This is a genomic window from Chryseolinea sp. H1M3-3 (assembly GCF_029360725.1).
In the GTDB taxonomy this organism is placed as follows: domain Bacteria; phylum Bacteroidota; class Bacteroidia; order Cytophagales; family Cyclobacteriaceae; genus Chryseolinea.
Window position 1 is genome coordinate 371,663 of the sequence record NZ_JARKMY010000019.1, and the last position, 25,530, is coordinate 397,192.

The following is a 25,530-nucleotide window of genomic DNA, read 5'->3' on the forward strand; positions in this document are numbered from 1 at the left end:
AAGATAAAAAAAATGACAAAACAATTTGCAGTTTGAATGAAAAAAACCAGATGGCAAACCGCATGTCAACATGGCTAGTGACAATAATCATATTCAGATATAAGATTCGTCATATCACAAACCAGTCGAAAAGTGAAGTTTGCCCTAATATGCATAAGGTATACCTTAGGAAAGCGCGTTCCAGACGGTTCAAATTGCAGGGTTCAAAATCGAAGTTCAGTATATAAGAATGGCTTCACTTAAATTACCGCTCATTGTAAAGGTCACAAGACATCTTTCCCTGATCGAAAGATTTTTCATTGTTGGGCTTTTGGTCGGAATAATTTTGATGGCTTTAAAATTAGATTCAAACGTGATCAAGATATCACTGGGTGGCTTGGCTTTAACGTTTTTCATGTATACCTATAGACCGGTGATGATACAATGGTCAGAAAATGAAAACCCCGGGCTAACAGAGTTGTTGGCGTTCGTGATACTTCCTAAAGCGATGTGGATTAGTACATCATTGCTCGCCTTTGGTATCCTTTTATATTTACTTTACACGGGCAACCATGGATACAAACCAGTATTATTGATAGGCATTCAGATTTTTTGCATAGCTACCACGTTGGTGCTGTTCTTTCAAGTCCGAAGAGTAAAACATTTAAATACATTAGCCCCTATTTTATTAAGAGCTGTCCCAATGGCAGCTGTGGCCTTGTATATATTGTTGAAATAGAAAGATTGTAGTAAAATAAACTGTTTTGAATAGAAGTCAGGTAAGCAATGAACACAAACGAAATAACATCGTGGCTTTTAGAAGGTGATGTGTCCATCCAATATCAAACCTATAAAGACCTTCTGGACACTAACAAGCCCCGCCTTCAAAAAAGGATTGAACAGGAGGGGTGGGGAAAGAAATTTCTTTCATTTAGAAACCCGAACGGTCACTGGGGCAGGGGCTTTTATCAACCGAAATGGACGTCGACACATTACACGATGCTGGATTTAAAAAATCTTTGTATTTCTCCGGCCAACAAAGAAATCAAGGCAACTGTAGCCCTAATCTTACAGAACGAGAAGGCGCAAGACGGCGGCATCAACCCGAATCGTGAGATAGCCGCAAGCGATGTGTGTATTAATGGAATGGTCTTAAATTATGCATGCTATTTTATGGCGAAAGAAGAATCTCTTAGGTCAATCGTAGATTTTATTCTTTCTCAATGGATGGCTGATGGAGGTTTCAATTGTCGGTCAAACCGGGGAGGGGCAGTACATAGCTCGTTGCATACTACTCTTTCTATCCTGGAGGGAATTTTTGAATATGAAAGAAATGGATACACTTACAGATTAAAAGAACTTCGGCAGGCAAAAAAGAAATCCCAGGAATTTATTTTGATGCACAAACTGTTCCGTTCCGATAAAACCGGAGAAATCATTAATGAAAATTTTTTAAAGCTTTATTATCCCCCCCGGTGGTACTATGATATACTCAAGGCAATGGACTACTTTCAGGCAGAACGATTGAAGTACGACAGCAGAATGAGCGACGCTGTGCAGGTCATTCTCGACAAGCGAACGCAAACAGGACAATGGAAACTTCCGGCAAAGCATCCCGGGGCAGTCCACTTTGACATGGAGCAAGCCGGCGAGCCCAGCCGCTGGAACACCCTAAGAGCCTTACGTGTGATGCGGTTTTATTCACCGGAGTCAAATCGGAAAATTTACTAGTACAAAGGTTAAATTATACCCCACTCCACACTTCGAACCTCAACACCTCAACACTAAAGCATGAGCACTACAACCCTCTATCTCCAAACCTGGGCAGAAGCACGAACCCGCTTTACCAATATTCTGAAAGACATAAAGGAAGAGGATCTGAAACGGAAATTGCAAAACACGAAGAACAGCGCTGGCTTTCTGATCCGCCACGTCGGCGATGTAGAATTTCTCTTTGCGAAAAATGTTTTTGGTGCGATAGACCTGAGAGTTCAAGCTAAAACTGTGATTGCTCAGCACGATACAGGTGAATGGACAAACTTGCAAGAGCTTATCATTTATCAGCAGGAAGCTGCCCAAGAATTAAAAAAAATCATTGAAGCACAAAACGATGATGATTGGATTAAAACAATCATCACAAAAGAATTCGGTACTAAAACAAAAGCAGAAGCGCTTGGCAGAATTATGTCGCATACAGCCTATCACGCAGGACAACTGGGATTAACATTGAAATACGGTACCATAATATGATTTGAAAGTTAGTTCACTATCGGACATAAATAGTTCAAATCGTACAATTCCAGTTGCATGTTTCTTTTGGCGGTATAGGTAAAACAGGTCTGGCCCCATATTCGTAGAGAGGCAATTCATACCCTTTACCCTGCATGTTTTTGAATTACCTGAAGATCGCGATACGTTTATTTACACGTAATAAATTAGTCAGTGCCATTAATATATCAGGGCTAGCGTTGGCCTTGGCGGGGAGTCTGTTGATCGCTATTTTTATCCATGATGAATTGAGTTACGATCGCTATCATGAAAACGCCGATCGTATTTTTCGTGTTACCAGGAATTTCCTGTCTCCTGACGGAAGTGTAAGCTTGCATCTTGGTCTAATAGCACCACCGTTCGGTCCGCTGTTGAAAAATGATTTTTCGGACATTATTGAATCCGCAAGGATTTTTCGTTTTTATCAGTCCTTGAGCAGAGAAGAAAGCGGAGAATCCAGAAAGCATTTAAATATCGAGAATGTTTATTACGCAGATCCGTCGGTATTTAAAATATTTACGATCCCGATAGTTGCGGGCGATTCAAAGACTGCTCTGGAAAAACCATACACCATGCTAATATCCGAGGCCACAGCAATGAAGTACTTTGGTACGTTGGATGTTATCGGAGAGCAAATAAAAGCTGACAAGGTTTTTCTGGAGATCGTAGGTGTATTTAAAGATTTCGAAAAACAAACTCATTGGCACGCTGATGCACTGATCTCATTTTCAACCCTCAATGACGATGCTGTATATAGCAGGGAAAGATTGGAAGGACGTAGTTGGGGAAATAATACCTTTAGCACATATATTCTCGTTAATGATGATTTTGATCCCGACAGGACGGCATCCCAGTTTCCTGCATTTCTCGACAAACATATGGGCGAAAAGGGAAATCCTGAGCTTCCTCATACATGGACAAATCTTTTCCTGCAACCACTCACATCTATTCACCTTCATTCCCATCTTGATTTTGAACTTGAGGCAAACGGAAATATAAATCAGTTGTATACCATGGGAGCTATTGGTATATTCTTAATTCTGATTGCGTGTTTTAACTTTATTAATTTATCTACGGCCCGGGCTTCTACTCGCGGGAAAGAAGTTGGGTTAAGAAAGGTTGTGGGCGCATTTAAAAAACAATTAATTACACAACACCTTAGTGAGTCAACTTTAACCGCCTTGTCAGCTTTGATACTAGCAGTTGCCATTGTAACGATGGCCATCCCGTGGTTAAATGATTTTACGAATAAGTCCATACAATTTTCGGACTATGTAAATGTGAGCACGACGCTTGTGGTTCTCGCATTTATAATTGTGATCGGAATGATTGCTGGTCTTTACCCAGCCTTTATCATCTCTGGTTTTAAACCATCACTCATCTTAAAGGGACGAGCTGGCTCCGTAAAAGGTGCGGGCAACATTCGCAAAGTATTGGTCGTTATTCAATTTTCAATTTCGATCATCATGATCATTGCAACACTGGTCACTTATCAACAACTTACTTTCTTGAATAATCGCGAATTAGGCTATGCGAAAAATCAGGTCGTGACCATTGACTATGACGAACAACTCATGGAACGTTTCGAAGCTTTTCATGACGAGTTGACGAAGAATCCTGCAGTCATCAATGCGACCAGATCCAGTCTTGTACCAACGGATAGGTTATTGGCTTACCAGGGGACGTGGATTGAAAGAGGCGATAGTTTGGTGCCAACGGAAATTTCAATGAAAGATGTCAGTGTAGATCCTAATTTTTTTGATACTTATCAAGTTCCTATGCTCAGTGGTCGGAACTTTTCACGCGAAATAAAGACAGATGATTCGCTTGCTTTTATTATTAATGAGTCTGCTGCGCGCATGGTTGGGTGGAGCAATGAAGAAGCAGTTGGCAAGGCGTTAAAGAATGGGTCCGTCAAGGGAACCGTTGTCGGCGTGGTTAAAGACTTCCATTTTGAATCACTTCACGAGCCGATTGTACCTGTGGTGTTTCACGGACAAAAGCGGTTTTACAGAATTTCTGTGCAACTAGAAAAATCTAACATCAAAGAAGCATTGGCACATCTGGAGAAAGTATGGAGTCGATTTGTCTCTAATCGACCTTTCCAATACGGCTTTTTAAATGAACGCTACCAGTACTTATATACGAGTGAAAAAAATCAAAATGAGTTGTTCATCATTTTTGCGGGTCTGGCTATTTTTATTGCTTCTATGGGATTATTCGGATTAGCAACCTTCAACACCCTTCAAAGAAGTAAAGAGGTTTGTATCAGAAAAGTCCTAGGAGCTCCAGTTGCGAGCATTCTTCAATTGTTAGGAACAGAAATTTTTACTTTAGTTCTAATTGCCAATGCAGTGGCCTGGCCGCTGGCGTGGTATTTCATGAATGAATGGCTAAGTGAATTTGCATACCATGTTGATATGAATGTAATGACCTACTTAGCCGCAGCAACCGTTGCATTAGTCATTACAGCATTGACGATCGGCAGTCAGACTTTAAAAGCTGCTCATGTAAATCCAGCGACGATTTTGAGAAGTGAGTAGTTTAATTTGCTTTATGCAAAGATAAATCCTTTCATTTATGAAGCTGCCGGATGCACGGCTGAATCCATACTTCATAAATCATTAAGCTGTTCTGCTTGGAGGCGAGGCTTGAACAGAGCGTTGACTGATCAGAAGGAAATCTGTCAACGCTCTGCATTAAATTTCTAAGTAATTATCGATATGTTTCTTTCGACTTACCGTCTTCAGCGACAAATTCGCTTCCCTCCACCAATTCCTTCAACTTCTGCAACGCCTTAGGCCATGTTTCGAGAAAATAATCTTTATAGGTTTCTGCCACGTCCATGTCAACGGTTAACTCGGTTTTGCCATTTACATTTTTTAAGGTGTAATTTTCAGTAGCACCTGCCCAGCCTTTTTCTTTTGCTGCATTCATGTCCTCCTTTCCATCTATAATTTCACCAAGGTGTAGGAAAGACATGAATTCATTCGGAATGTTGTCAGCGACCTTGGAGACCATTCCCTGACCTTTGCCATCAAGGAAAAGAACCTTACTTCCTTTTTTCCAATCCGTTTCAGCACGGGACCCTTCGGCAAAAGCTGAAGTCCATTCACTGTACGTTACATCACCCCACAGGATTTCCCAAACCCTTTCACGTGGAGCATCAAGTGTGATTTTAAATTGGTGCCTTTCCATAATCGATTATTTTAGGTTTAACATAATTAATTTCGGTCGAGGACAAGGTCGTATTTTACAAGCTTGTCTTAATTTGAACAAGTTAAGAATTTGAATGTTCAACAAGCATTCAAGATCATGCTGATATGACCCGGATTACTAGCCGTGAGAAGCGTATAAGTTATGGTTTCTGATACCATTCTGTTTTTGAAAGCCTATCATAAACACCCCGCTATTTTGAACGCCGCAAGCATGGCTCCGAAATAGGCAGGATAATCTAGCCGTGGAATTTCCCTCCCGTACCTCCTGACAGTTATGTTAATATTTACCGTCTGACTTTCTGATACAAACATATGGTGTAAATCAGAAAGGGAGGCGGTGTAATTACGGCTATCTTAGGGTGGATATACGACAATCCTTGACCCAGTTTATTCTTATTTAGAAGGATTTGCTTTGTATGCATAGGCATACCGTTATAATTCTGGTCGGCTGAATTTGTTGCGCAAATTTATCATCAAGCGGGTATGAACATGTGCAACGCATTAGTTCAGGGGTTCAAATAAAATTCTTATCCGCCGTAACCTTCTGAATTTTTATCAGTATTTTAGTTTATTCCCCTCGTTTTATGATTAAAAATTACCTCCTCATCGCCCTGCGTAACATACGCCAAAGTCCATTGTACGCTTTTATCAATATTTTCAGCCTGGCCATTGGATTGACCGCTTGCATGGTGATCTACCTTTTCATTCAGGATGAAAAAAGCTTCGATGCATTCCATGCAAAGAAAGACACCATTTACAGGCTTGATGAGGTGCAGAACTTTCCGGGAACGAACCTCCAAAAGGTAGCCCTCTCCATGCCCGGTATGGGACCCTCGATGTTGAAGGATTTTCCTGAAGTGAGCAATTATGCGCGATTCATGTGTCGCCCAAAGCAGTTATTAGTAAGAGAAGACAAGCGCTTTCTCCTTCCATACATTGCAACGGTAGACAGCACGTTTCTGGAAATTTTTGATTTTGAAGTGTTGATTGGCGATCGTACAACGGCACTTGATGCTCCTTATAGCATCATGGTTACAGAGCAAACTGCTTTGAAGTTTTTTAATAGCGCTCAGGAAGCCATTAATAACACTTTAACATTTCAGGGGAAAGAATATAAAGTGACGGGGGTGTTGAAGCAAGTGCCGGAGAACTCTCACATGAAGTTTGATGCCCTTGTTTCGATGACCTCCATTACAGCCGAGCGAAAAGAATTTAATGATCAATGGGGCAGCAATTTCCTGAACACTTATCTCACCATTAATTCCAACGCGGACATAAAAGCGCTGGAATCAAAATTTCCCGCATTCATGAGCAGGCATATGGACAATCCCGACATCAATAAATTTTATACGCTTTTTCTGCAACGGCTGACTGATGTACATCTTAGCTCCACCGATATAGAACACGATTATAATAATTACAGGAAATTTAACGGCGAATACCTGGAAGTATTCTCAATCGTGGGCGTGTTCATCTTACTTATTGCCGGCCTGAATTTTATGAATCTCACGACAGCGCGGGCGTCACACCGTTGGAAAGAAATCGGGGTTCGAAAAACGGTAGGAGCAAAGAAATTGCAACTGTTCTTGCAATTTATTTTTGAGTCGACTGTTCTTGCTTTCTTTGCGTTGGTATTGGGTGTAGCATTGAGCTTGCTATTTGTCCCGCTAATCAATGTTGCACTCGACAGGCAGTTATCGTTATTTACATTTTTGGAGTCACCCATAAATATTATTTATCTATTTGTTGTAACGATCGGACTTGGATTGATTACTGGCATTTATCCTTCGTTTTACATGACATCATTCAATATGTCAAGCGTTCTTAAGGGTGGAAAAAAAGGAAATGGGCGGTCTGTCTTCCGAAGCGGGATGGTGGTTGTTCAATTTGGATTAGCGCTGGCGATGATTGTGAGCACATTGATCGTCATACAACAGTTATCCTTTATGCAGAATAAGGATCTTGGCTTCAACAAGGAGCAAATGATGTTGGTTGATTTGAATGATGAAGCGAATAAAAAATTTGAGTTGCTTCGTACGGAATTAAAACGTAGTCCACTCATCCTGGGCGTTACCGCGAGTGGTCAGCGTCTTGGTGAAAATTTTCATCAATCGGGTTTTAAAGTGAAAGCTGATACAGGCGTATTCTCCATTACACCATCCAATGTAAATGTAGATTACGAATACCTAGACGTATATGGTATTCAGTTGAAAGAGGGGAGGGGATTCAAAAAGGATATTGTGACCGATAAGGACATGGCATTCGTTATCAATGAATCATTTGCAAAAGAATTAGGCATCAAAGATATTATCGGCACTCCTGCAGGACATGGTTGGTATCATAATGATTCATTGGGAACTATCATAGGTGTCGCCAAGGATTTCAATTTTAATTCTTTGCATTATAAAATAAACACCCTGCAAATGTCGGTGCATCCCGAATGGGGTTATGATGAAATGTCTGTCAAGATTGATAGTGAACACGCCGAGGAAGCGATTGGCTTCGTAAAGAAATTATGGGATGAACATATTTCCTATCCGTTCGATTATTCATTTCTTGATGAGCATTTTGAAAAGCTTTATCGGACAGATCAACAGATGAGTTCAGTAGTAGCAATCATGGCGGGCCTTGCAATTCTGATTTCGTGCATGGGTCTTTTCGGCTTAGCAGCCATTACTACTGCGCGTAAAGTTAAAGAGATTGGCATTCGTAAAGTGCTTGGCGCCACGGAAGCCCAGATCACGATGCTGCTTTCAAAGAATTTTACATTCTTACTAATGATTTCTTTTGTTATTGCCAGCCCTGTTACGTATTGGCTATTGCTTAAATGGCTCGAGAGCTTTGCATACCGCATTACCATCAACCCTTTGTTGTTTTTCCTGGGTGGTGTAATTGCAGTAGCCATCGCGTTGCTTACCATCAGTTATCATACGGTACGATCAGCCAGAAACAATCCGGTGGATTCTTTGCGATATGAATGATAGCAAGGGGATGGCGAAGTAATTTCACCCAACCAAGCATTCGCTTGCCAACATGTTTTAAAATGTTGCTGTTATATTCGGGATAGGTAGACGACTCTTTTACATAATGGAAATACTCCGAATTATTTCATCGCGGGCGTTAACATAGTATGCACGCATTGCCATGACTCTTGCTTCCAAACAAAAACACTGGTTTGCCATTCGTGAAAGCTAAAGGGTTGTCCTTTGTATGTTCCGCTGCTTGTACCTCGGCTGGTAACGACACCGGTGTTATCATAAATGCGAACCCGTATTTCGTCGGCGTCCATTCTAGTGTGAACGAGATCACCAGTTTCAATCGACTTCAAAAATATTTCTTTAGGTGTGATTCCACCTTCTGTTCCAACTATAACCCAGTCGTCGGCCATATATTGATCTATTTCACTCACGTTATTTCTAACCATCGCTTCATCCCACTGATGTGAAAAAACAATTAATGAGTCCTCAGAAGCCATGGCTGACGTTTATTGTAAGTTATTAGCGATCTCAAAATATCGTTGAAAAAAAGTCCTGACTTCCGCTTATGAAAGCTTCAACAGTATTCATGCGTTGTTTGTTCTCCTATATGTCGAGCAACTTTCGCCGGATTTTCAAATATTTTGTCTGAACAATAATTATTGTGTTATAACGCGTGCCGGGATTGGACCTTCCACAGTAAGGTTAAAGCTTCTTCGTTTGTTATCCAGAGAATGCCCGATAATTTCTTTCTTTTCCACCTGAGCTTTACGTCCGGTGGTTGGAACACCCGTAATCTGCTCAATTGCTTTACTCAGCAGTTCTTCACGTGTATCTCCCAAGGGATAGATGAAAAGATTATTGTCTTTATTTTCAATGTTAGGTGTAAAACCTTGGCTGTAATCCGATTGGTTAAGAGCGTTTGAAACTTTTACAACGATAGGTTGCATGCCCCACGTATTTTTAGGATCTTCTTCATCGAAGAGCGAAATTGACCCAACATTTTTACCATACGTCACATCACCGATTAAAAATACATCCATGTATGGCTTCAGTCCGTTGATGATTAATTCACTTGCAGAAGCTGTCCGCGAGCCCGTTAGTACATACACGCGGCCGGGAAGCTGACTGCCGATATTTTCTGCTTTGTCTTTGAGTTTGTTTTGCAACAGGGAAGGACCAGCATTTGGATCTTTCAATATTTCGTCTTCCACCTTGCTGTTATATTCTCTTTTGAAGAAAATCTTGTCGTTTGCATTGGGTACTATGAGGCTTGCCAGGTTGTTGGCGGACACTTCAGAACCGCCACTGTTGAAACGAAAATCCAGGACAAGATCGGTAACACCTTTCGCCTTAAAGCCAGCGAAGATATCATTCATTTCGTTATCATAAATTTCGGTTGTGCCGGTACCAGGTGAAAAGAAATTGTACACATAGTAACCAATTTTTTTATCATTGACTTCAATAACCTTGCTCAGAAAATTAGGATTCTCCGTATAGACAACCGTTGACAGTGACATTGTTTTCGCCTCGCCAAATGTTTCTTGTGCGATATCCAGCGGTTTATAAGTAATTGAAAAAGTGCTGTTACCCAGCCCTTTTAAAACATCCTGGTAGTTAGTGGTATTTAATTGTTGACCGTTAAAATGCGTAATCGCATCGCCGCGTTTCAATCCCGCGTTGTCGGCGGGAGACGCAGGCTTCACATAAAGAATTTGTGCGAGTATATTGTTGCTGTCATCTTCTTTATAAAGGACGAACTCAAATCCCGCTTCTTTGCTGATACCCTGTAATGAGTTTAACAAATCCTGATAATTTTCCTGTATCCATGAAAATCGGTCATCGTCTGAAAGCAATGACTGAAAGAATTCGTCAGGATTGGAATTTTTGTCTGGATTTGCGGGCAGCTCATTAGACCACAGATACCAGAATTCCATATTCTTGTAAATCCATTCGTTTACATGGGCGTTGTCTTCGTTCAGGACGTCGGGTGAAGGATCATCATCCTGATCACAAGCAGAAACGAGCAGTAAAATGGAGAGAAAAAGTATTGAAAAAATGCTTTGCTGAAGTTTTTGAACGAGTCTGTAATTCATATTTTAATCGATGGATGGAGGTATAACGGTAAAAGTTATTTCAGGATCATAAATGTTAGGAAAAAATTTTTGCGCTCAAAAGTTCCCGTTGCGCAGGTTTTAAATGGCGTATCTTAATTTAAAGGTGTATGGGGATAGTCAGCTCATAGTTGACACCACCGTTTTGAAGCCCGACGGAATGTTTTACGCCAGTTTAAACCTGGTATTTTAGACTACGTTGAAATGCAATTTTCGGGATCTGATTAAACAATTGGTTGCGAAGTTCATTTGCTTCTTCCAACGATTTTCTTCCGGATGCGGTAAGGATAAAAATTTTCTTTCGGCGGCCGCCACGTTCACTCGTGGGTTCGCTCATTTCTGATTTAACAAAACCTTTGTCCTCCAGTCTTTTTAAGACGGCATGGATAGCACTGATATTAAGAGTCCGTCCGGTTTGTTTTTCAATTTCGTCCATCACGGCCACGCCGTAAGCTTCCTTGTAGAGTACCCCTACTGTTAGTAGTACAAGTTCTTCCAGTTCGCCGAGGTTTGTTCCTTTCATGTTATAAGTGTTGGAGTGTTGGAGTTCGAAGTGTTGAAGTTATTCTGTCTTCAGGATGTCTGCGGGATTGTTGTGGGCAGCGCGCAAGGCCTGATATGAAATCGTTAAAAAGGCAATGGCCGCAGCGGATAGGCCCGCCAGCGCAAATAGTTTAAAGTCGATATTTACCTGGTAGGCGAAACCTGCCAGCCATTGTTTCATTACGATGTAAGCGAGCGGAAACGCCACGACGTTCGCAATCAGGATCAGACCGAAGAATTGTTTTGAAAACAAAACAAATACTTCATAATCCGTACTGCCTAAAACTTTTCGAATGCTCATTTCTTTCTTCCGTTGTTCGGCCGTGAAGGTAGACAGGCCAAACAAACCTAAGCATGCAACAAGGATGGAGAGACCCGAAAATATCAGTGTGATTTTACTCATTTTGTTTTCTGCCTTATAAAGCTTTTCAAGGTCGCTGTCCAGGAAGAAATACTGAAAGGGCCAGCCCGGCATTTGTGCTTTCCATTGACTCTCCAGCCATGAGATCGTTTCTGAAACATTGCTGCCACTGATCCTGACCGCCATATACTTTATGAACGTGTCGAAGCCCTGGTCGCGTATGTTTAAATCCAATACCAGCGGCCGAATCGGCTGGTGCCTGGAAGTGAAATGAAAATCTTTTACCACGCCAACAATCATTCTGTTCGATCGGTTAGAAAATTTTCGGCCAATTGCGTTTTCGTTAGTCCATCCCATTTGTTTTACCAGTGTCTCATTCACCAGCAACGCAAGCGAATCATCTGTAATCATATCCTCAGAATAATCCCTGCCTGCGACAATGGGAATGTTAAATGTTTTCAGAAAGTCATGCCTGATGTTGAGCCTCGGAAAGGGTTTTGAAACTTCCATTCCTTCGAATAAATAATTTCCAACCTGGTGTTTGGCACCCACAATTTCTTCAACGGCTGTAACACTAAGCGTATTTTCGTTTCGCAAAAATTCATTTCTTAAGCTCATGTAGTTTTTTGCAATGGGTAAACGCAACACCGGAATCATAATGACATTTTCATGATGAAAGCCCGTGTCACTATTTCGCAGCATGTTTAATTGGTCAATCGCAACGCCTGTACCTATAAGTAAAATAATCGACAGCGTAAATTGAACTACTACCAATGACTTTCTGAAAACAGCACCTTTCTCCCGGGTGGCATTTGATTTTAATGCAGTAATCGGACGGAAAGAGGATAATATAAAAGCAGGATATATTCCTGAAAGAAAACCAACCGCGAGTGGTAGCAAAATCAATAATCCCGGGTAAAATGATTCAAAAAGAATAGCCACGTCGATTTTCTTTTCTGCAAAAGCATTAAACAAGGGAAGGGTTACCACAACAATGCAAACGGCGATGACGACCGATATCACGCATAACAATATTGACTCAAAGAGGAATTGAAAAACGAGTTGACTTTTTTGTCCACCCAATGTTTTTCTCATACCAACTTCTTTCGCACGTTTAGCTGCCCGCGCTGTACTCAGGTTAATAAAATTGATGCAGGCTATTAACAACACAAACGCTGCGATGGAAGCAAATACATATACCGTTGTAAGACTGCTGTTGGGCTGAATCTCATAATCCATGTGGGACTTCAAATGGATATCTGTTAAGGGTATGAGCTCCATGGAGACATCGTTTCGGACGATTTCCGGAAAATATTTTTGCACGAATGCAGGCATAGCGGATTGAACTGCGGCTGCCGCTTCCTGATCTTTCATTAGCAAGTAAGTCCAGCACGGATTCCAGTACCAGTGCCATTGCTGGGGAACACTAGGATCATAAACGTCATGAAGGGTTGCAAAAGATACCAGGAAATCAAATTGAAAATGGGTATTCAGCGGAATATCCTGCATGATACCCGTGACGAGCAGATTCTGAGTACCTTGAAACTTCAAGAATTTTCCCATCGGATCTTCATCCCCGAAGTATTTTTTAGCCATGCTTTCTGTAATAACAATTGACCTCGCATCTGCCAGTGCAGCCGTTGGATTACCTTGAATAAGTGGGAAATCGAAGACGTCAAAAAAAGTAGAGTCTGCAAAAAACAATCGCGATTCGTTAAATTCTTTCTTATTATCGATGGTAGACACCACCAGGGTAGGGGCCTGAAAATTGAAAAGGCGAACCGCTTTTTCAATCTGTGCTCCGTGATCGTTTAGTAACGCTTCGGCTACAGGAAATGGCTGGCTTGCCGATCTTTCGCCGACACCTTCCGATTGAAAGATTTCATGGATGCGGTAGATGCGATCAGCTTTTGAATGCATCCTGTCAAAACTGTATTCGTCGCGGATGTATAAACTGATCAGCAGAAAGCAGGCAATGCCTATTGCAAGGCCGAAAACATTCAAGAATGAATATCCTTTTTGCTTTACAAAGCCACGTTTGAATACCTTGAAATAGTTTTTGTACATCATAAGATTGGAGGGAGAAGTGGTTGATGAACGTTTGATGTTTGACCAGCGGAAGAAGCGCAGCACGTTCCAGATAAATAAAACGTCTGCGGTGAGTTTGTTTTTGATTGCCGCTCGATGGTAAAGCTCATATGCATCTCCTTGAATTGCTTCCAGCAACTTCGGATTACAATACCACTCCAGGAAGCGGTCGGCCCATTTAGGTGGAGAATGCTTTGGCATACAATATTCTACAAACGTGAAAGTAATACATATGTTTCATATTTGTAGAATTTTATATAAAGTAACCATAAGATCACTTGCATACAATTTTGTTGAATGATGGCGCGGCGCCTTAAGGCGGAGATGGGAGTGAAAAAGATGCCAAGTCGCCATTCGCAAATCACCCAGTCAGTTCATTTCATCAACTAATTTCTACCTGTTGTCATTCCACTTAGTCATTACCCTTGCAAGTTCGTTGATTCGAGTAAATGATAGGGACATGAAAATGATTACCATGTTAGACCAAATTTCCAAAAGCATCCTCCCGGCAGCCTATTTAATTTGTAGGATTTCTAAGCGTCAAAACCTACAGATCGGACGGCAATTTAAATGTTTCGTGTACGGCTATATTTTAGCCCTGACTATGGTGATACAGGTTCATGGCCAGTCAGGGATTGATGACACTGCTCAAGAGATAAGCATCGACAGAAGCAAGGTTATAAAACAAGGGACGCTAGTGACGAAGTATATCAATTCGGAAATCTTACGCGATAACCGAATTGGTATTGATTTGAAGCGCAGCATATCTGTATATCTGCCCCCGGGATATCATGAAAGCAGGAAGGCCTATCCCGTAATATATTTTTTCCATTCGTTAGGAGGAAGTAACGAGCGCATGTTTACAGTAGATAATTTAGTTCAACCATTGCTTGACCGGGCGATTGGTAACGGTATTATTGATGAGTTCATTCTTGTTGCTGCGAATTACAGCTCACCCACGTTGGGTAGTTGGTTTGAAAACTCGGCGACGAGCGGACGTTGGCTTGACTATACCATCAAGGAAGTGGTTCCTTTTGTTGATAATAATTTTCGCACGATTCGCCACCGCGATAGTCGTGGTTTAGCCGGAGAATTTATTGGCGGCTATGGCGCATTGAAATTCGCAATGCTTTATCCTGAGCTATTTAGTGTCGTGTATGCCCTTCATCCTGTGGGCACCGGCTCGGGACTGATGCCGCCACAAGGTGTTGTCGATTGGCGTCGACTTCATAAATCAAAATCATTTGCAGAATTGTGGGGTGATCATTACGCGCCAGGCTTTGTTGCCATGTCGCAAGCTTACTTGCCCAATCCGAATCGCCCACCTTTTTACTGCGACTTTTTTGTCGAGTTAGAAAATGGAGAGCCGCAGCTTCAACCAGATAATTTAAAAAAGTTGCAGTCCCGTTTTCACCTGGATGAGTTGTTAGACGAATATGCAGGCAACCTTAGGAAGATGCGTGGTATTGCATTCGACTGGGGACGTTATGATCAAACACAGAGTCACATTTACTCGAATCAAGCCTTCACACGAAAACTTGATCACCTCGGTATCGAGCATGTTGCCGAAGAATACAATGGTGGTGCATACGACAAGAATTGGATTAGCCACGGTCGTGTGGAAGATAACATGCTCCCGTTTTTTAATCAACACCTGGTGTTCCGAGAACAGTAAAGTGTATTCGCCAAATTTATCCAAGCACAACATGCCGATATCACGTAGAAATTTTATTAAGCTATCCGGCCTTTCGGGTGTAGCCTTAACGTTAGGTATTTGTGTTCCAAGCGCTGGCAAGAACATCATTCAGGTTATCAACGCCAATACTACCGGAGGCATGGGAATAGAATTACAGTCCTGGATCTCCATTGATATTTCCGGTATTGTAACCATCATGACGCACAGGTCAGAAATGGGACAAGGCACTTTTCAGGCAATTCCACAAATGGTTGCCGAGGAACTTGAGGTCAACCTGGATCAGTGTAATGTTAATTTTGTTCCAGCTAATCCTGGAAAGTTTGGCCCGCAGCCACAGGAGGGAAGTTATTCGGTTCGTGGCTGGTACAGGCAATTGCTGCAAGCCGGAGCTTCTGCACGTGAAATGTTCATAGAAGCGGCGGCTGCCCGATGGCGCACAACTGCATCGGAATGCTATGCTGAAAATGGCTCTGTGATTCATCGGAGTTCCGGACAAAAGTTTGGGTATGGCGAACTTATAGCCGATGCTGCAAAATTAACACCTCCCCAAAATGCCAGATTAAAAAACCGGAAAGACTATAACATCATTGGGAAGCCACTTCCGAGAAAAGATATTCCTCTCAAAACTAACGGCATGGCTGTATTCGGAATGGACAAGAGACTTCCTGGCATGTTGTATGCCGTTGTTGAGCGGAGCCCCAGGTTTTGTGGAAAGGTAAAAAGCATTAACGATTCCGAAACAATTTCGGTGAAAGGTGTCAAGCATGTATTTAAAATACAGCGTGCCGTATTCGAAAACCTTTATGAGGGTGTGGCTGTAGTCGCAGATACACTTTGGGCAGCGATGGAAGGAAGAAAGGTTTTAAAAATTGAGTGGGATGACGAGGGATTCGAACACTTGAATACCGAAACCATCTTTTCGCGAATGCATGCAGACGTATCCGCACTCCTGGAATTGCCGCATGCGCCTACAAGATTTGAACGAGCCTTCCCAGAGGCGACGAAGAAAATTGAGTCGACTTATGAAGCGCCATACCAATCGCACAGTTGTATGGAACCCGTTAATTGCATTGCCCATGTGGAGGCTGACAGGATTGAAATCTGGGGGCCCATACAAGAAGTCAATTGGATTCAGAATGACTTAAGCGCTAGGATGGGAATTCCTACAGAAAATATTACCGTCAATATGACTTTTCTTGGCGGTGGTTTTGGAAGAAAGGCCTTCCCGGACTACCCGCATGAAGCGGCACTCATCTCGCAAAAAATAAATGCACCCGTTCAAGTGGTATGGACAAGAGAGGATGATATGACAGCAGGACCTTTTCGTCCTGGAGCTGTATATAAATGTAAAGGAGGGCTGGATAAACACGGTAAAATTCTTGCCTTTCAAACGCTCATGGCGGCCCAGGCTTTCTGGCCGAACCCAACGCCTGCGCCTCCGTCCGACAACGACATGGTTGGTATATTGGACGGATTAGCAAAGCCCTATCTCCAGTCAATACCTAATTTTAGTTTTGGATATGCGCCAACCAAGGCACCAATCCCTGTAATGTGGTGGAGATCGGTTTATGCGTCGACAAACGCGTTTGCTGTTGAAAGTTTTATAGATGAATTGGCACATCAGGCAAGGCAAGATCCCCTTCAATTTCGAAGAACACATTTAGATAATCCGAGGTACCAGGCGATCATCGATAAGATTGAACATGTGGGTGACTGGAAATTACATACCAAGAAGCAAGGACAGGGTGTGGCGATAACCGAATGTTTCGGAGGGATTGTTGCACATGTCGTTAAAGTTTCCCGTGGGCGCGACAAGAAAATTAAGATCGATAAAGTGATCGCGATCATTGATTGCGGCTGGTATGTAAACCCTGACACCATTCGGGCACAGCTGGAAGGAAGCATCGTGATGGCATTAGCTGCCGCATACAAACATGAAACTCATTTTCAAGATGGTAAGGCCGTTGAAAAGAATTTTGACCGTTATAAAATGCCACGCATCAGTGATATCCCTGATATTGAAGCTCACATCATGGAAAACGATGAACCACCGGGAGGTGTAGGGGAGCCGGGATTTCCACCGTTAGCCCCAGCTTTGTGCAATGCTATTTTTGACTTAACTGGCAAGCGCATACGCAAACTACCATTTGATATGGATGCCCTATAAATCTAATTTATATGTGGCCATCAGGTTTCTCCTGGTTCAGGGAACAACAGTGTTTTTGAGGTTTATTTCATCGTGATAGTCCACCATAAAAATTTTCGATACTTCTCATGAAGACCTATCTTTTTTTATTGCTCATTGTACTTGCGGGTTGTACACAAGAATGTACATCACAGGCGGTGCTTCTTCCAAAAGGATATAAGAATTGGTACATAGGGGATTTTCGCTGCGGTGTTTTTGTGCCTCCTTCTTATAATCCCTCGAAGAAATATCCGCTTGTTGTTTATCTACATGGACATACCGATACCACATCGCGAAATTTCGGGTGGTATCACGAACCTTCAGCGCTTGCAGATCCGGCGATTGTTCTTACACCGAAATGCCCGGCAAGTGAAGATGGCCGATGGGGTGATACCTCCTCACCGGTGCTTTCACCCATGATGAAAAAAACATTTGAAATGATCGATATCATAAAAAAGAAATATAATATCGACGAGAATAGACTTTATATTCACGGTACATCTATGGGCGCTATCGGCACCTTTGCTGCTATTCAAAAATATCCCGACATGTTTGCCGGAGGTTATGCCATTTGTGGCTGGGCTTCCCCGGTAATGGGACCTCAATTATCGCAAGTTCCCTTTTGGATTTTTCATGGGGAAAAAGATGACATCGTGCCTGTTGAAGGATCGCGAGGTATTTACCATGCAGTCGTTGCAAAGGGTGGCAAACAAATCCGGTATACGGAATTCAAGGACGTAAAACACAATGCATGGAATTATGTGAATAACAATAAAGTTTATGCCTGGCTGCTCGCACAACGGAAGGGCGCGGTTCACGGTCGCCCTGATCAATTAAAAAATGTTCGGGGAAAGGTGGACGAGTTTAGCCATGTTTTTCTTGAATGGGGGAAACCTGATAATAGCTTGAAACCTGATAACAATTCGTGGTATTATAAAATATACAGGAACAATAACGTAATCGCTGAAGTGGACAATGATAAGTTAAATTATACCGACAACCTCGTAAATGAACACACCGACTATGAGTATAAAGTATCTGTAGTAAATTATTATTTTAAAGAATCAGAATTATCTGAAGCACTCCGGGTGAAAACCGGAAAGAAATGATCCGCGCATATGTCCAGGTCTCAAACTTTTAAATAGCCTTCAACTTCGATAAAAGATGATAATAGAATTGTGTCTTTATAAATGAGAAGACACAATTCATTTTGGCATAGCTTTTAATAAATACGATTTAAGGTGAGTCAAGCCTTTATCAACTCTTCTTTACCATCATACGCATCCTGAAGTTTCTTAATTTCAATTTTTGACATCTTCATCATGGCAGCCATAACACGACCGGATTTCTCGGAATCTTTACTGTTCAAAAGCTCTCCTAAAACAGGCGGTATGATTTGCCACCACAAGCCGAATTTATCTTTCAGCCAGCCACACCGTGATTTCTCGCCACCAGCAGAAAGTTTTTCCCATAGTTCATCGATTTCTTCCTGCGTTTTGCATTTCACAAATAATGATATCGCCTCCGTAAATTTGAACATCGGACCACCGTTCAAGGCCATGAATTCTTGTCCATGAAGTTGGAAGGTTGCTGTCATTAACGATCCCTTAGGTCCCGGGCCATGTTCACCGTATCGCGAAATGTTTACAACTTTCGAATCTTTAAAAATGGATGTATAAAAGTTTATGGCTTCTTCTGCATTATCATCGAACCATAAAAAAGGGGTGATTTTCTGTTCCATATTAATTTGGCGTTAGTGTATTTGACATGTTTGCACTACAAACCTAGTCCATATTTTACAGAAGGATATTGTGTAAATCTGTCAATGTTAGGGGGGAAATGCGACAAAGATTGGGAGCATTACCATCCGAAAGAAGCAATTCAAATTACAGTATTGACGGTGCAAACTGTTAACTTTAAATTCACAAAAGCAATTGTATGTACCGCAGATCCTTTCTAAAAGAGATTACACTTTTCGCTGGCGCTTGTCTTGTTCCCCGGATACACTATGGTATGGAGGAAGCGACCATAATGACTGTCGCGGGACCGATCAAATCTTCTGATTTGAAATTTACTTTGTCGCACGAACATATCCTGGTTGATTTTATAGGAGCAGAACAAGTCAACAAGAATCGTTATGATGCTAATGAAGTATATAACACAGCCTTACCATACTTGGTAGATGCTGAGAAAAGGGGTTGCAACACTTTCGTTGATTGCACACCTGGATATCTCGGAAGAGATGTTCAGATTTTAAAACGTCTTTCAGTTGCGAGTGGAATGCATATCATTTGTCCCACGGGCTACTATGGTGCTGCAAAAGAAAAGTATGTTCCGAAGCATGCGTATACTGAAACCGCAGAACAACTTGCAGACCGATGGATCTCCGAATGGAGAAAAGGAATTGAAGGAACAGGTATCAAGCCTGGGCTCATTAAAACAGGCGTCGATAAAGGTCCGCTTACTTCAGTACAGAAAAAACTTATTACGGCAGCAGCGTTAACACACCTGGCAACAGGATTGACGATTGGTGTTCATACGGGTGATGGAGCCGCAGCAAAAGAGCAGCTTGAAATTTTGGCTTCAAAAGGAGTCGCACCTTCGGCGCGAATATGGATTCACGCGCAAAATGAAAAAGATTTACAATACCATATTGACGCCGCACAACGGGGAAGCTGGGTATCATTTGATGGTGTAAGCAAAGATTCCGCAAAAGATCACATTTCTTTTTTGCAGGCTATGAAACGCGAACAGCTTCTTCACGCTGTCCTTGTCTCGCAAGATGCTGGCTGGTATCATGTGGGAGAGCCAGGGGGTGGCAATTTTAATCCCTACCATTACATCTTTACGGATTTTATCCCCGCGTTGAAGGAAAATGGTTTCACGCAGCAAGATGTAGATACGCTCTTTATTGCCAATCCCGCAAAAGCGTTTACCGTTGGCGTTAGAACAACCGCCAAAAATAAGTAACGTCAAGTGGAACACTAAATCGTAAATTAGTATACAAATCAAACGAATGTGAGCTCTAAATCTAATATGCGATCAAACGAAGATTTACGTTACATCGAACAGGCTATTGGTCTTGCCAGGCGGGGAATGTCAGACAATGAGGGAGGACCATTTGGGACTGTCATCGTAAAAGAAGGGAAAGTCATAGCAACCGGCAATAATAAAGTATTGTCGACCAACGATCCGACTGCGCATGCCGAGATTGTTGCCATCCGTCAGGCCAGTCAATTTCTCAATTCGTTTCAACTGACGGGCTGTACGATTTATACATCGTGCGAGCCTTGTCCGATGTGTTTAGGTGCGATCTACTGGGCTAGACCCGATCGAATCGTATACGCGTGCACCCGGCAGGATGCGGCCGCAATTGGCTTTGACGACGATTTTATTTACAAGGAAATGGTATCGCCAATAAGTCATCGTAAAATTCCCATGCACCAATGGGGAAGAGAAAATGGCCTCGAAGTTTTTCGGGATTGGCAAGAGAAACAAGACAAAACTCCATACTAAAAGATGGTAGTTACACCGTGGGATTACGCATTATACCTTCGACGGATTAACACCAAATTTTCTCTTAAAAGCTGTGGCAAAGTGATTGGCATTTTTATATCCAACAACAGAAGCTACCTCGCTCACATACATTCCTTCGTCATACAACATGGTCCGCGCATTCTCCATCTTTAGGTTATACAGATATTCAATTACAGGAACACCGAATAGCTCTTTAAAGGATTTTTTTAATTTATTTTGATTGATGCCAAACTGTTTGGATAATTCTATCAACGAATGATTCTTTTGGAAATTCTGGTGCAGGTAGTCTTTGACGGCATGCATGGTATCTCTATCACGCGCAGATAAACACGCCGTTGTAAAAGTCGGTTGCACATAGGTAGACAATTGTAAGGCGACAAATTGATGCAGGATTCCTTCGATCATCAAGTTACCGAGGGGACCTTCAATCGGACAATTAAAAATAGAAGCTGCCAACTGAGAATGAGCTGGCTTTAAAACCGTCTTTAACCCAAAGAACTCCCTGTTATAAATCTTTTCCCTCAGCGAACCGGTAAAGTTGTCGCCGCCTTCTAACAAGGAAGCAAAATAATCTGCAGTCACCTCAATGTAAAAAGGTTTTGAAGTTTGAGCGTCAAAGCGGTGAATCTCATTCAGTGAGGGATTAAATGCGATGTAACAATCACCACCACTTACATAGCTGGATTCAGAATAATGAGTTTCACCAAATAAGGGAATTCCCCCGCGCCCATGATCCAGCATATAAAAGCCGACCTTATCTGTCGGCACTTCTTTGACATCGATTAAAGTATTGTACTTAAAATGCATGTCAACTTTGCTGACGGAAAAGTGCCGGTTAAAAAGTTGTTCCACTTGAAGGCTGCCGATTTCAGAAGCAGCATGCATGTTGAATCTTGCGGGGCTTTCGGGATGAATGCTCTTTATTTCAGAAATGGTCAATCGCTCTTGGAAATCCGCGACAGTGGCACCATCCATTGAGTTGCGTCTAAGTTTCACAGGGTAAGTAAATTATGTCCTCATACGTAGGTTCAAACACTAAAGTTGCTTTGGGTTTTACAATCTTTTTAGAAATGGATCTTTATCCGGCAACGTCGCTCATCCGCCCACTTCTTAACAGTGCTTAGGGGTACTCCGAAGAAAATTCCTTTCGCGTACGTTTTTGACCCGACCACGTAGATCCGACGCAACGATGACCTCGTATAGGGGGACAAAGATCACCAACAAAAAATTCACCATCATCATGTTTAAAAAAATCCTTAGAATAACCGGAATCACGCTTGGCGTGATTGTGGGAATTGCAATACTTGCCTACGCTTTCATTTACGTAGACATGAGGTTACGCATTTCCAAAACCTACGATATCAATGCGGAACCCATTCAAGTAAAGTACGATTCTGCTTCTCTCGCCATGGGTCAGCGGCTCGTTAACACACGGGCATGTGTTGAATGCCACGGAAAAGATCTCGGTGGCACCGTTTTATACGAGGACGCGCTTTTAGGAACTTTTGTTTCCAGAAATATCACGAAGGGCAGAGGCGGCTTACCTGACGACTTTACGGTATCGGACTGGGTACGCGCGCTGAAACACGGCGTGAACAGGAACAGGAAACCGCTTTTTCTGATGCCCTCCCATGAACTAAGTCAATTAACGGAGACTGATATGGCTGCCATCATAGCGTATTGTTCCCAGGTACCCCCGGTGGACCGCGAGCCTCGTGAATTTACGCTCGGCCCATTAGGCTATGTGTTGAGTGAATTTGGATTGATACCTTTGCTGCCTGCAGAATTTACGGACCACCAAATTCATTTTGCTAAAGAAGTGAAGCGCGAAATTTCTGCTGCCTACGGACAATATCTATCCACGATTTGTATCAATTGCCATGGCCCGAACCTTAAAGGTGGAGAATCACCTGTGCCAGGCGGAAAATATGTTGCTGATATTACGTCTACGGGAAATCCGGGAAAATGGTCACACCAGGAATTCATTACGGCGCTTCATACCGGCGTCACCCCTGAGGGAAAGCACCTCAATCCTGCTGAGATGCCCTGGACGATTACTAAGTCGTTTACCGAAGATGAACTGACAGCGTTGCATTTGTATCTGAAGTCGATAAAGTAAACATTCTCCATTTGTTTCGACGGATCAATGTTTGGTGCGCTCAGTTGAGACTGAGCGCATTTTTAGTTGAGGTTTGTTTTTTGGGTGACCATCATCGATGCGTCATCCGCTTTATCAACCTCTTAAGTTTCATAACCCTGAACCTGCCGTGGCACTCTCGATAAAAATGCCGAACTTTGAAGTTTGGATTTAACGAAAGATGATCAATAGCACGGAGCAAGAAGAGCGCGAGTATCTGGAGGAAATTAAGGAAAAGTTGTTGATAGCCCTCAGGCGGATTGACGACACGGTAAAGGAATTTTCAGAAGAACTCAGAAAGAATAAAGAATACATTTATGAGCACCAGTCTGGGCTGGATGAAGCTGATATGGTCGCTGCGGGACAATCCATTAACCGAATGGCATTTTCGGGTGAGTCTGCAGTAGCGCGGAAGAGAAAGTTATTAAAGCTCGGTCAATCACCTTATTTCGGTAGAATCGATTTCAAGACTGAAAAAGATTTTGAGCCCATACCGCTCTACATCGGTATTTATTCTTTTTCGGATGATACGAAAAAGGCCAACCTGATTTACGATTGGCGGGCCCCGATCTCTTCCATGTTTTATGATTTTGAATTAGGGCAAGGGTGGTATATCACGCCAGGTGGAAAAGTCAACGGTGAAATCTCCTTGAAACGACAATACAGGATTCGTGACGGTAACATGGATTTCATGATAGAAACCGGTGTCAGCATTTACGATGATGTTTTGCAGAAGGAACTGAGCAAATCATCGGACGACAAGATGAAAAATATCGTCGCGACAATTCAACGCGACCAGAACGCAATTATCCGGAATGAAACATCAAGGATCATGGTCATCCAGGGTGTTGCCGGTTCCGGAAAGACTTCCATCGCTTTACACCGGATTGCCTTTTTACTTTACCGTTTCCGCGAAACAATTGCAGCAAAAGATATCTTGATCCTTTCGCCGAACAAAGTATTTGCGGACTATATATCCAATGTGTTGCCCGAGCTTGGCGAGGAACATATTCCGGAAATGGGTATGGAAGAGCTTGCGGCGGAGGCACTGGAACACAAATTTAACTTTCAAAGTTTCTTTGACCAGGTTTCGCATCTTTTAGAAGCGCACGACACAGCTTTCATTGAACGCATTCGTTTCAAATCCACTTTTGAATTCCTTAGCAAACTCAATCAATATCTTATTCACATTGAGAATAATTATTTTACTTTTTCAGAGTTGCGTGTAGGGAAAACGGTAGTTCCATTTCCTTTCATCCTCGAAAAATTTAAGGCTTATCATAGGATTCCGCTGCTAAAACGTTTCCCCGAGGTCGTCAAAGACATTCAACAATATGTCAGGAATGAAGTACAGCGCAAACTGAATGGACAGGAAAAAGCGAAGATATGGGAAGCCGTACCGCGGATGTTGAAGTTTGGAAATGTTTTCGATCTGTATAAGAATTTTTACACATGGATCGGAAGGCCTGAATTATTTGCGACAGGTACGGATGGTACCCTAGAATATGCTGATGTCTTCCCTTTGATCTACTGCAAAATTCGCCTGGAAGGTGCTCAACCCTATGACCATGTAAAACATCTTTTGGTAGATGAGATGCAGGATTATACCCCCGTTCAATATGCAGTTCTCTCAAGAATATTTCATTGCAAGAAAACCATTCTTGGCGACGTGAGTCAAACCGTGAATCCCTATAGTGCATCCTCCGCAGAAAGTATTGAACAAATATTTCCGCAAGCTGATATTGTTAAGCTTTTTAGAAGCTACCGGTCAACGTTTGAGATAACAACTTTTTCCCAAAGCATTTCCCGTAATCCCAACATCATTCCCATGGAAAGGCATGGCGACGAACCTGCCATCAAGGGCTTTACTAGCAATGCAGAGGAACTTGAGGAAATTAAAAAGATGATTCACGACTTTAAAGAGTCTGAATACCAGTCGATGGGGATCATCTGCAAGACACTGGATCAAGCCGAATTCGTATACAATGAAGTGAAAGCTCACGGCATTCACTTGTTGACGCCCGATAGTACCTCCTTTTCAAATGGTGTTCTTATTGCCACGGTTCATTTATCTAAAGGACTGGAGTTTGATGAAGTGATTGTACCCTTCGCTTCCTCCCGAAACTACAAAACTGACGTCGACAAAAGTATGCTGTACATTGCCTGCACACGGGCCATGCATCATTTAACAATTACGTATTCGAAGGAGAAAACGGAGTTTATTTAAAGGGATGTTGAAGGTCTTATTGTCCTAGGGCAAAAAAGGGCGTGTCGTAACGACTACGCTACGTTGTTATGGATGGTAGCGTATTGATTCATTACGACCATGAAGGCCCCATCAGCCGGGCTGTAAATATTAATTCCACATCTCCACCTTGCGGCATATTCCGATTTACATATATTTAGCCCGAATACCGACGGTGCCTATT

At 42.3% G+C, this 25,530-nt stretch carries 19 protein-coding genes; 12 read left to right on the forward strand and 7 right to left on the reverse strand.

Going from position 1 to position 25,530, the window contains the following annotated elements:
* Positions 1-352 precede the first annotated feature (352 nt).
* The 4 genes from P2W71_RS28555 (at position 353) to P2W71_RS28570 (ending at position 4,790) form a co-directional block, all read left to right on the forward strand.
* The gene (locus P2W71_RS28555) at positions 353-718 is read left to right on the forward strand and encodes a hypothetical protein (protein WP_276374974.1); all 366 of its coding nucleotides are present in this window, start codon (positions 353-355) and stop codon (positions 716-718) included.
* Positions 719-765: 47 nt separating this feature from the next.
* On the forward strand, positions 766-1,710 hold the full coding sequence (locus P2W71_RS28560) for a hypothetical protein (RefSeq protein ID WP_276374975.1): 945 nt from the start codon (positions 766-768) through the stop codon (positions 1,708-1,710).
* A gap of 60 nt (positions 1,711-1,770) precedes the next feature.
* Positions 1,771-2,229, forward strand: a complete 459-nt coding sequence (locus P2W71_RS28565; RefSeq protein ID WP_276374976.1) for a DinB family protein — start codon at positions 1,771-1,773, stop codon at positions 2,227-2,229.
* A gap of 140 nt (positions 2,230-2,369) precedes the next feature.
* Positions 2,370-4,790 (forward strand): ABC transporter permease, encoded by a 2,421-nt coding sequence (locus P2W71_RS28570; protein WP_276374977.1) that lies wholly within the window; start codon positions 2,370-2,372, stop codon positions 4,788-4,790.
* Between the two features lie 172 nt (positions 4,791-4,962).
* Here the strand turns inward: P2W71_RS28570 and P2W71_RS28575 are convergent, their stop codons facing one another.
* Positions 4,963-5,445, reverse strand: a complete 483-nt coding sequence (locus tag P2W71_RS28575) for an SRPBCC domain-containing protein (protein WP_276374978.1) — start codon at positions 5,443-5,445, stop codon at positions 4,963-4,965.
* Between the two features lie 604 nt (positions 5,446-6,049).
* Here P2W71_RS28575 and P2W71_RS28580 point away from each other — a divergent pair.
* Positions 6,050-8,446, forward strand: coding sequence for an ABC transporter permease (locus tag P2W71_RS28580; RefSeq protein WP_276374979.1), 2,397 nt, complete (start codon positions 6,050-6,052; stop codon positions 8,444-8,446).
* Positions 8,447-8,568: 122 nt separating this feature from the next.
* Here the strand turns inward: P2W71_RS28580 and P2W71_RS28585 are convergent, their stop codons facing one another.
* From P2W71_RS28585 to P2W71_RS28600, 4 genes are all read right to left on the reverse strand, one after another.
* Positions 8,569-8,940 carry a nuclear transport factor 2 family protein gene (locus tag P2W71_RS28585; protein WP_276374980.1) on the reverse strand — a complete coding sequence of 124 codons (372 nt, stop codon included), beginning with the start codon at positions 8,938-8,940 and terminating at the stop codon, positions 8,569-8,571.
* 159 nt (positions 8,941-9,099) lie between these two features.
* Positions 9,100-10,536 carry a S41 family peptidase gene (locus P2W71_RS28590; protein WP_276374981.1) on the reverse strand — a complete coding sequence of 479 codons (1,437 nt, stop codon included), beginning with the start codon at positions 10,534-10,536 and terminating at the stop codon, positions 9,100-9,102.
* Between the two features lie 193 nt (positions 10,537-10,729).
* A complete protein-coding gene (locus tag P2W71_RS28595; RefSeq protein ID WP_276374982.1) occupies positions 10,730-11,077 on the reverse strand; it encodes a PadR family transcriptional regulator in 348 nt (115 codons plus the stop codon).
* Between the two features lie 39 nt (positions 11,078-11,116).
* The gene (locus P2W71_RS28600; RefSeq protein ID WP_276374983.1) at positions 11,117-13,747 is read right to left on the reverse strand and encodes an ABC transporter permease; all 2,631 of its coding nucleotides are present in this window, start codon (positions 13,745-13,747) and stop codon (positions 11,117-11,119) included.
* A gap of 403 nt (positions 13,748-14,150) precedes the next feature.
* On the opposite strand from P2W71_RS28600, the gene P2W71_RS28605 reads away from it, so the two are divergent.
* The 3 genes from P2W71_RS28605 to P2W71_RS28615 all read left to right on the forward strand — a co-directional run bounded on the left by P2W71_RS28605 (position 14,151) and on the right by P2W71_RS28615 (position 18,536).
* Entirely contained in the window at positions 14,151-15,221 is a 1,071-nt protein-coding gene (locus P2W71_RS28605) for an alpha/beta hydrolase-fold protein (RefSeq protein ID WP_276374984.1), read from the forward strand.
* A 31-nt stretch (positions 15,222-15,252) separates the two neighbouring features.
* Positions 15,253-17,409, forward strand: a complete 2,157-nt coding sequence (locus P2W71_RS28610; RefSeq protein WP_276374985.1) for a molybdopterin cofactor-binding domain-containing protein — start codon at positions 15,253-15,255, stop codon at positions 17,407-17,409.
* A 107-nt stretch (positions 17,410-17,516) separates the two neighbouring features.
* Positions 17,517-18,536 (forward strand): alpha/beta hydrolase-fold protein, encoded by a 1,020-nt coding sequence (locus P2W71_RS28615; protein WP_276374986.1) that lies wholly within the window; start codon positions 17,517-17,519, stop codon positions 18,534-18,536.
* Positions 18,537-18,673: 137 nt separating this feature from the next.
* Here the strand turns inward: P2W71_RS28615 and P2W71_RS28620 are convergent, their stop codons facing one another.
* A complete protein-coding gene (locus tag P2W71_RS28620; RefSeq protein ID WP_276374987.1) occupies positions 18,674-19,168 on the reverse strand; it encodes a VOC family protein in 495 nt (164 codons plus the stop codon).
* 197 nt (positions 19,169-19,365) lie between these two features.
* Between P2W71_RS28620 and P2W71_RS28625 the strand changes: the two genes are divergently transcribed.
* Together P2W71_RS28625 and P2W71_RS28630 are read left to right on the forward strand one after the other, a co-directional pair.
* Complete coding sequence (locus P2W71_RS28625) at positions 19,366-20,397, forward strand: phosphotriesterase (RefSeq protein WP_276374988.1); 1,032 nt, start codon at positions 19,366-19,368, stop codon at positions 20,395-20,397.
* Positions 20,398-20,463: 66 nt separating this feature from the next.
* Complete coding sequence (locus tag P2W71_RS28630) at positions 20,464-20,943, forward strand: nucleoside deaminase (RefSeq protein WP_276374989.1); 480 nt, start codon at positions 20,464-20,466, stop codon at positions 20,941-20,943.
* A 30-nt stretch (positions 20,944-20,973) separates the two neighbouring features.
* Here the strand turns inward: P2W71_RS28630 and P2W71_RS28635 are convergent, their stop codons facing one another.
* Positions 20,974-21,960, reverse strand: coding sequence for an AraC family transcriptional regulator (locus tag P2W71_RS28635; RefSeq protein WP_276374990.1), 987 nt, complete (start codon positions 21,958-21,960; stop codon positions 20,974-20,976).
* 244 nt (positions 21,961-22,204) lie between these two features.
* Between P2W71_RS28635 and P2W71_RS28640 the strand changes: the two genes are divergently transcribed.
* The gene (locus tag P2W71_RS28640) at positions 22,205-23,083 is read left to right on the forward strand and encodes a c-type cytochrome (RefSeq protein ID WP_276374991.1); all 879 of its coding nucleotides are present in this window, start codon (positions 22,205-22,207) and stop codon (positions 23,081-23,083) included.
* A gap of 199 nt (positions 23,084-23,282) precedes the next feature.
* On the forward strand, positions 23,283-25,328 hold the full coding sequence (locus tag P2W71_RS28645) for a 3'-5' exonuclease (protein WP_276374992.1): 2,046 nt from the start codon (positions 23,283-23,285) through the stop codon (positions 25,326-25,328).
* Positions 25,329-25,530 lie beyond the last annotated feature (202 nt).

Coding starts and splice junctions, on each gene's coding strand:
- P2W71_RS28560 (WP_276374975.1), top strand. CDS start 766: ATGAACACAAACGAAATAACATCGTGGCTTTTAGAAGGTGATGTGTCC.
- P2W71_RS28565 (WP_276374976.1), top strand. CDS start 1,771: ATGAGCACTACAACCCTCTATCTCCAAACCTGGGCAGAAGCACGAACC.
- P2W71_RS28575 (WP_276374978.1), bottom strand. CDS start 5,445: ATGGAAAGGCACCAATTTAAAATCACACTTGATGCTCCACGTGAAAGG.
- P2W71_RS28580 (WP_276374979.1), top strand. CDS start 6,050: ATGATTAAAAATTACCTCCTCATCGCCCTGCGTAACATACGCCAAAGT.
- P2W71_RS28585 (WP_276374980.1), bottom strand. CDS start 8,940: ATGGCTTCTGAGGACTCATTAATTGTTTTTTCACATCAGTGGGATGAA.
- P2W71_RS28590 (WP_276374981.1), bottom strand. CDS start 10,536: ATGAATTACAGACTCGTTCAAAAACTTCAGCAAAGCATTTTTTCAATA.
- P2W71_RS28595 (WP_276374982.1), bottom strand. CDS start 11,077: ATGAAAGGAACAAACCTCGGCGAACTGGAAGAACTTGTACTACTAACA.
- P2W71_RS28600 (WP_276374983.1), bottom strand. CDS start 13,747: ATGCCAAAGCATTCTCCACCTAAATGGGCCGACCGCTTCCTGGAGTGG.
- P2W71_RS28605 (WP_276374984.1), top strand. CDS start 14,151: ATGGTGATACAGGTTCATGGCCAGTCAGGGATTGATGACACTGCTCAA.
- P2W71_RS28610 (WP_276374985.1), top strand. CDS start 15,253: ATGCCGATATCACGTAGAAATTTTATTAAGCTATCCGGCCTTTCGGGT.
- P2W71_RS28615 (WP_276374986.1), top strand. CDS start 17,517: ATGAAGACCTATCTTTTTTTATTGCTCATTGTACTTGCGGGTTGTACA.
- P2W71_RS28620 (WP_276374987.1), bottom strand. CDS start 19,168: ATGGAACAGAAAATCACCCCTTTTTTATGGTTCGATGATAATGCAGAA.
- P2W71_RS28625 (WP_276374988.1), top strand. CDS start 19,366: ATGTACCGCAGATCCTTTCTAAAAGAGATTACACTTTTCGCTGGCGCT.
- P2W71_RS28630 (WP_276374989.1), top strand. CDS start 20,464: ATGCGATCAAACGAAGATTTACGTTACATCGAACAGGCTATTGGTCTT.
- P2W71_RS28640 (WP_276374991.1), top strand. CDS start 22,205: ATGTTTAAAAAAATCCTTAGAATAACCGGAATCACGCTTGGCGTGATT.
- P2W71_RS28645 (WP_276374992.1), top strand. CDS start 23,283: ATGATCAATAGCACGGAGCAAGAAGAGCGCGAGTATCTGGAGGAAATT.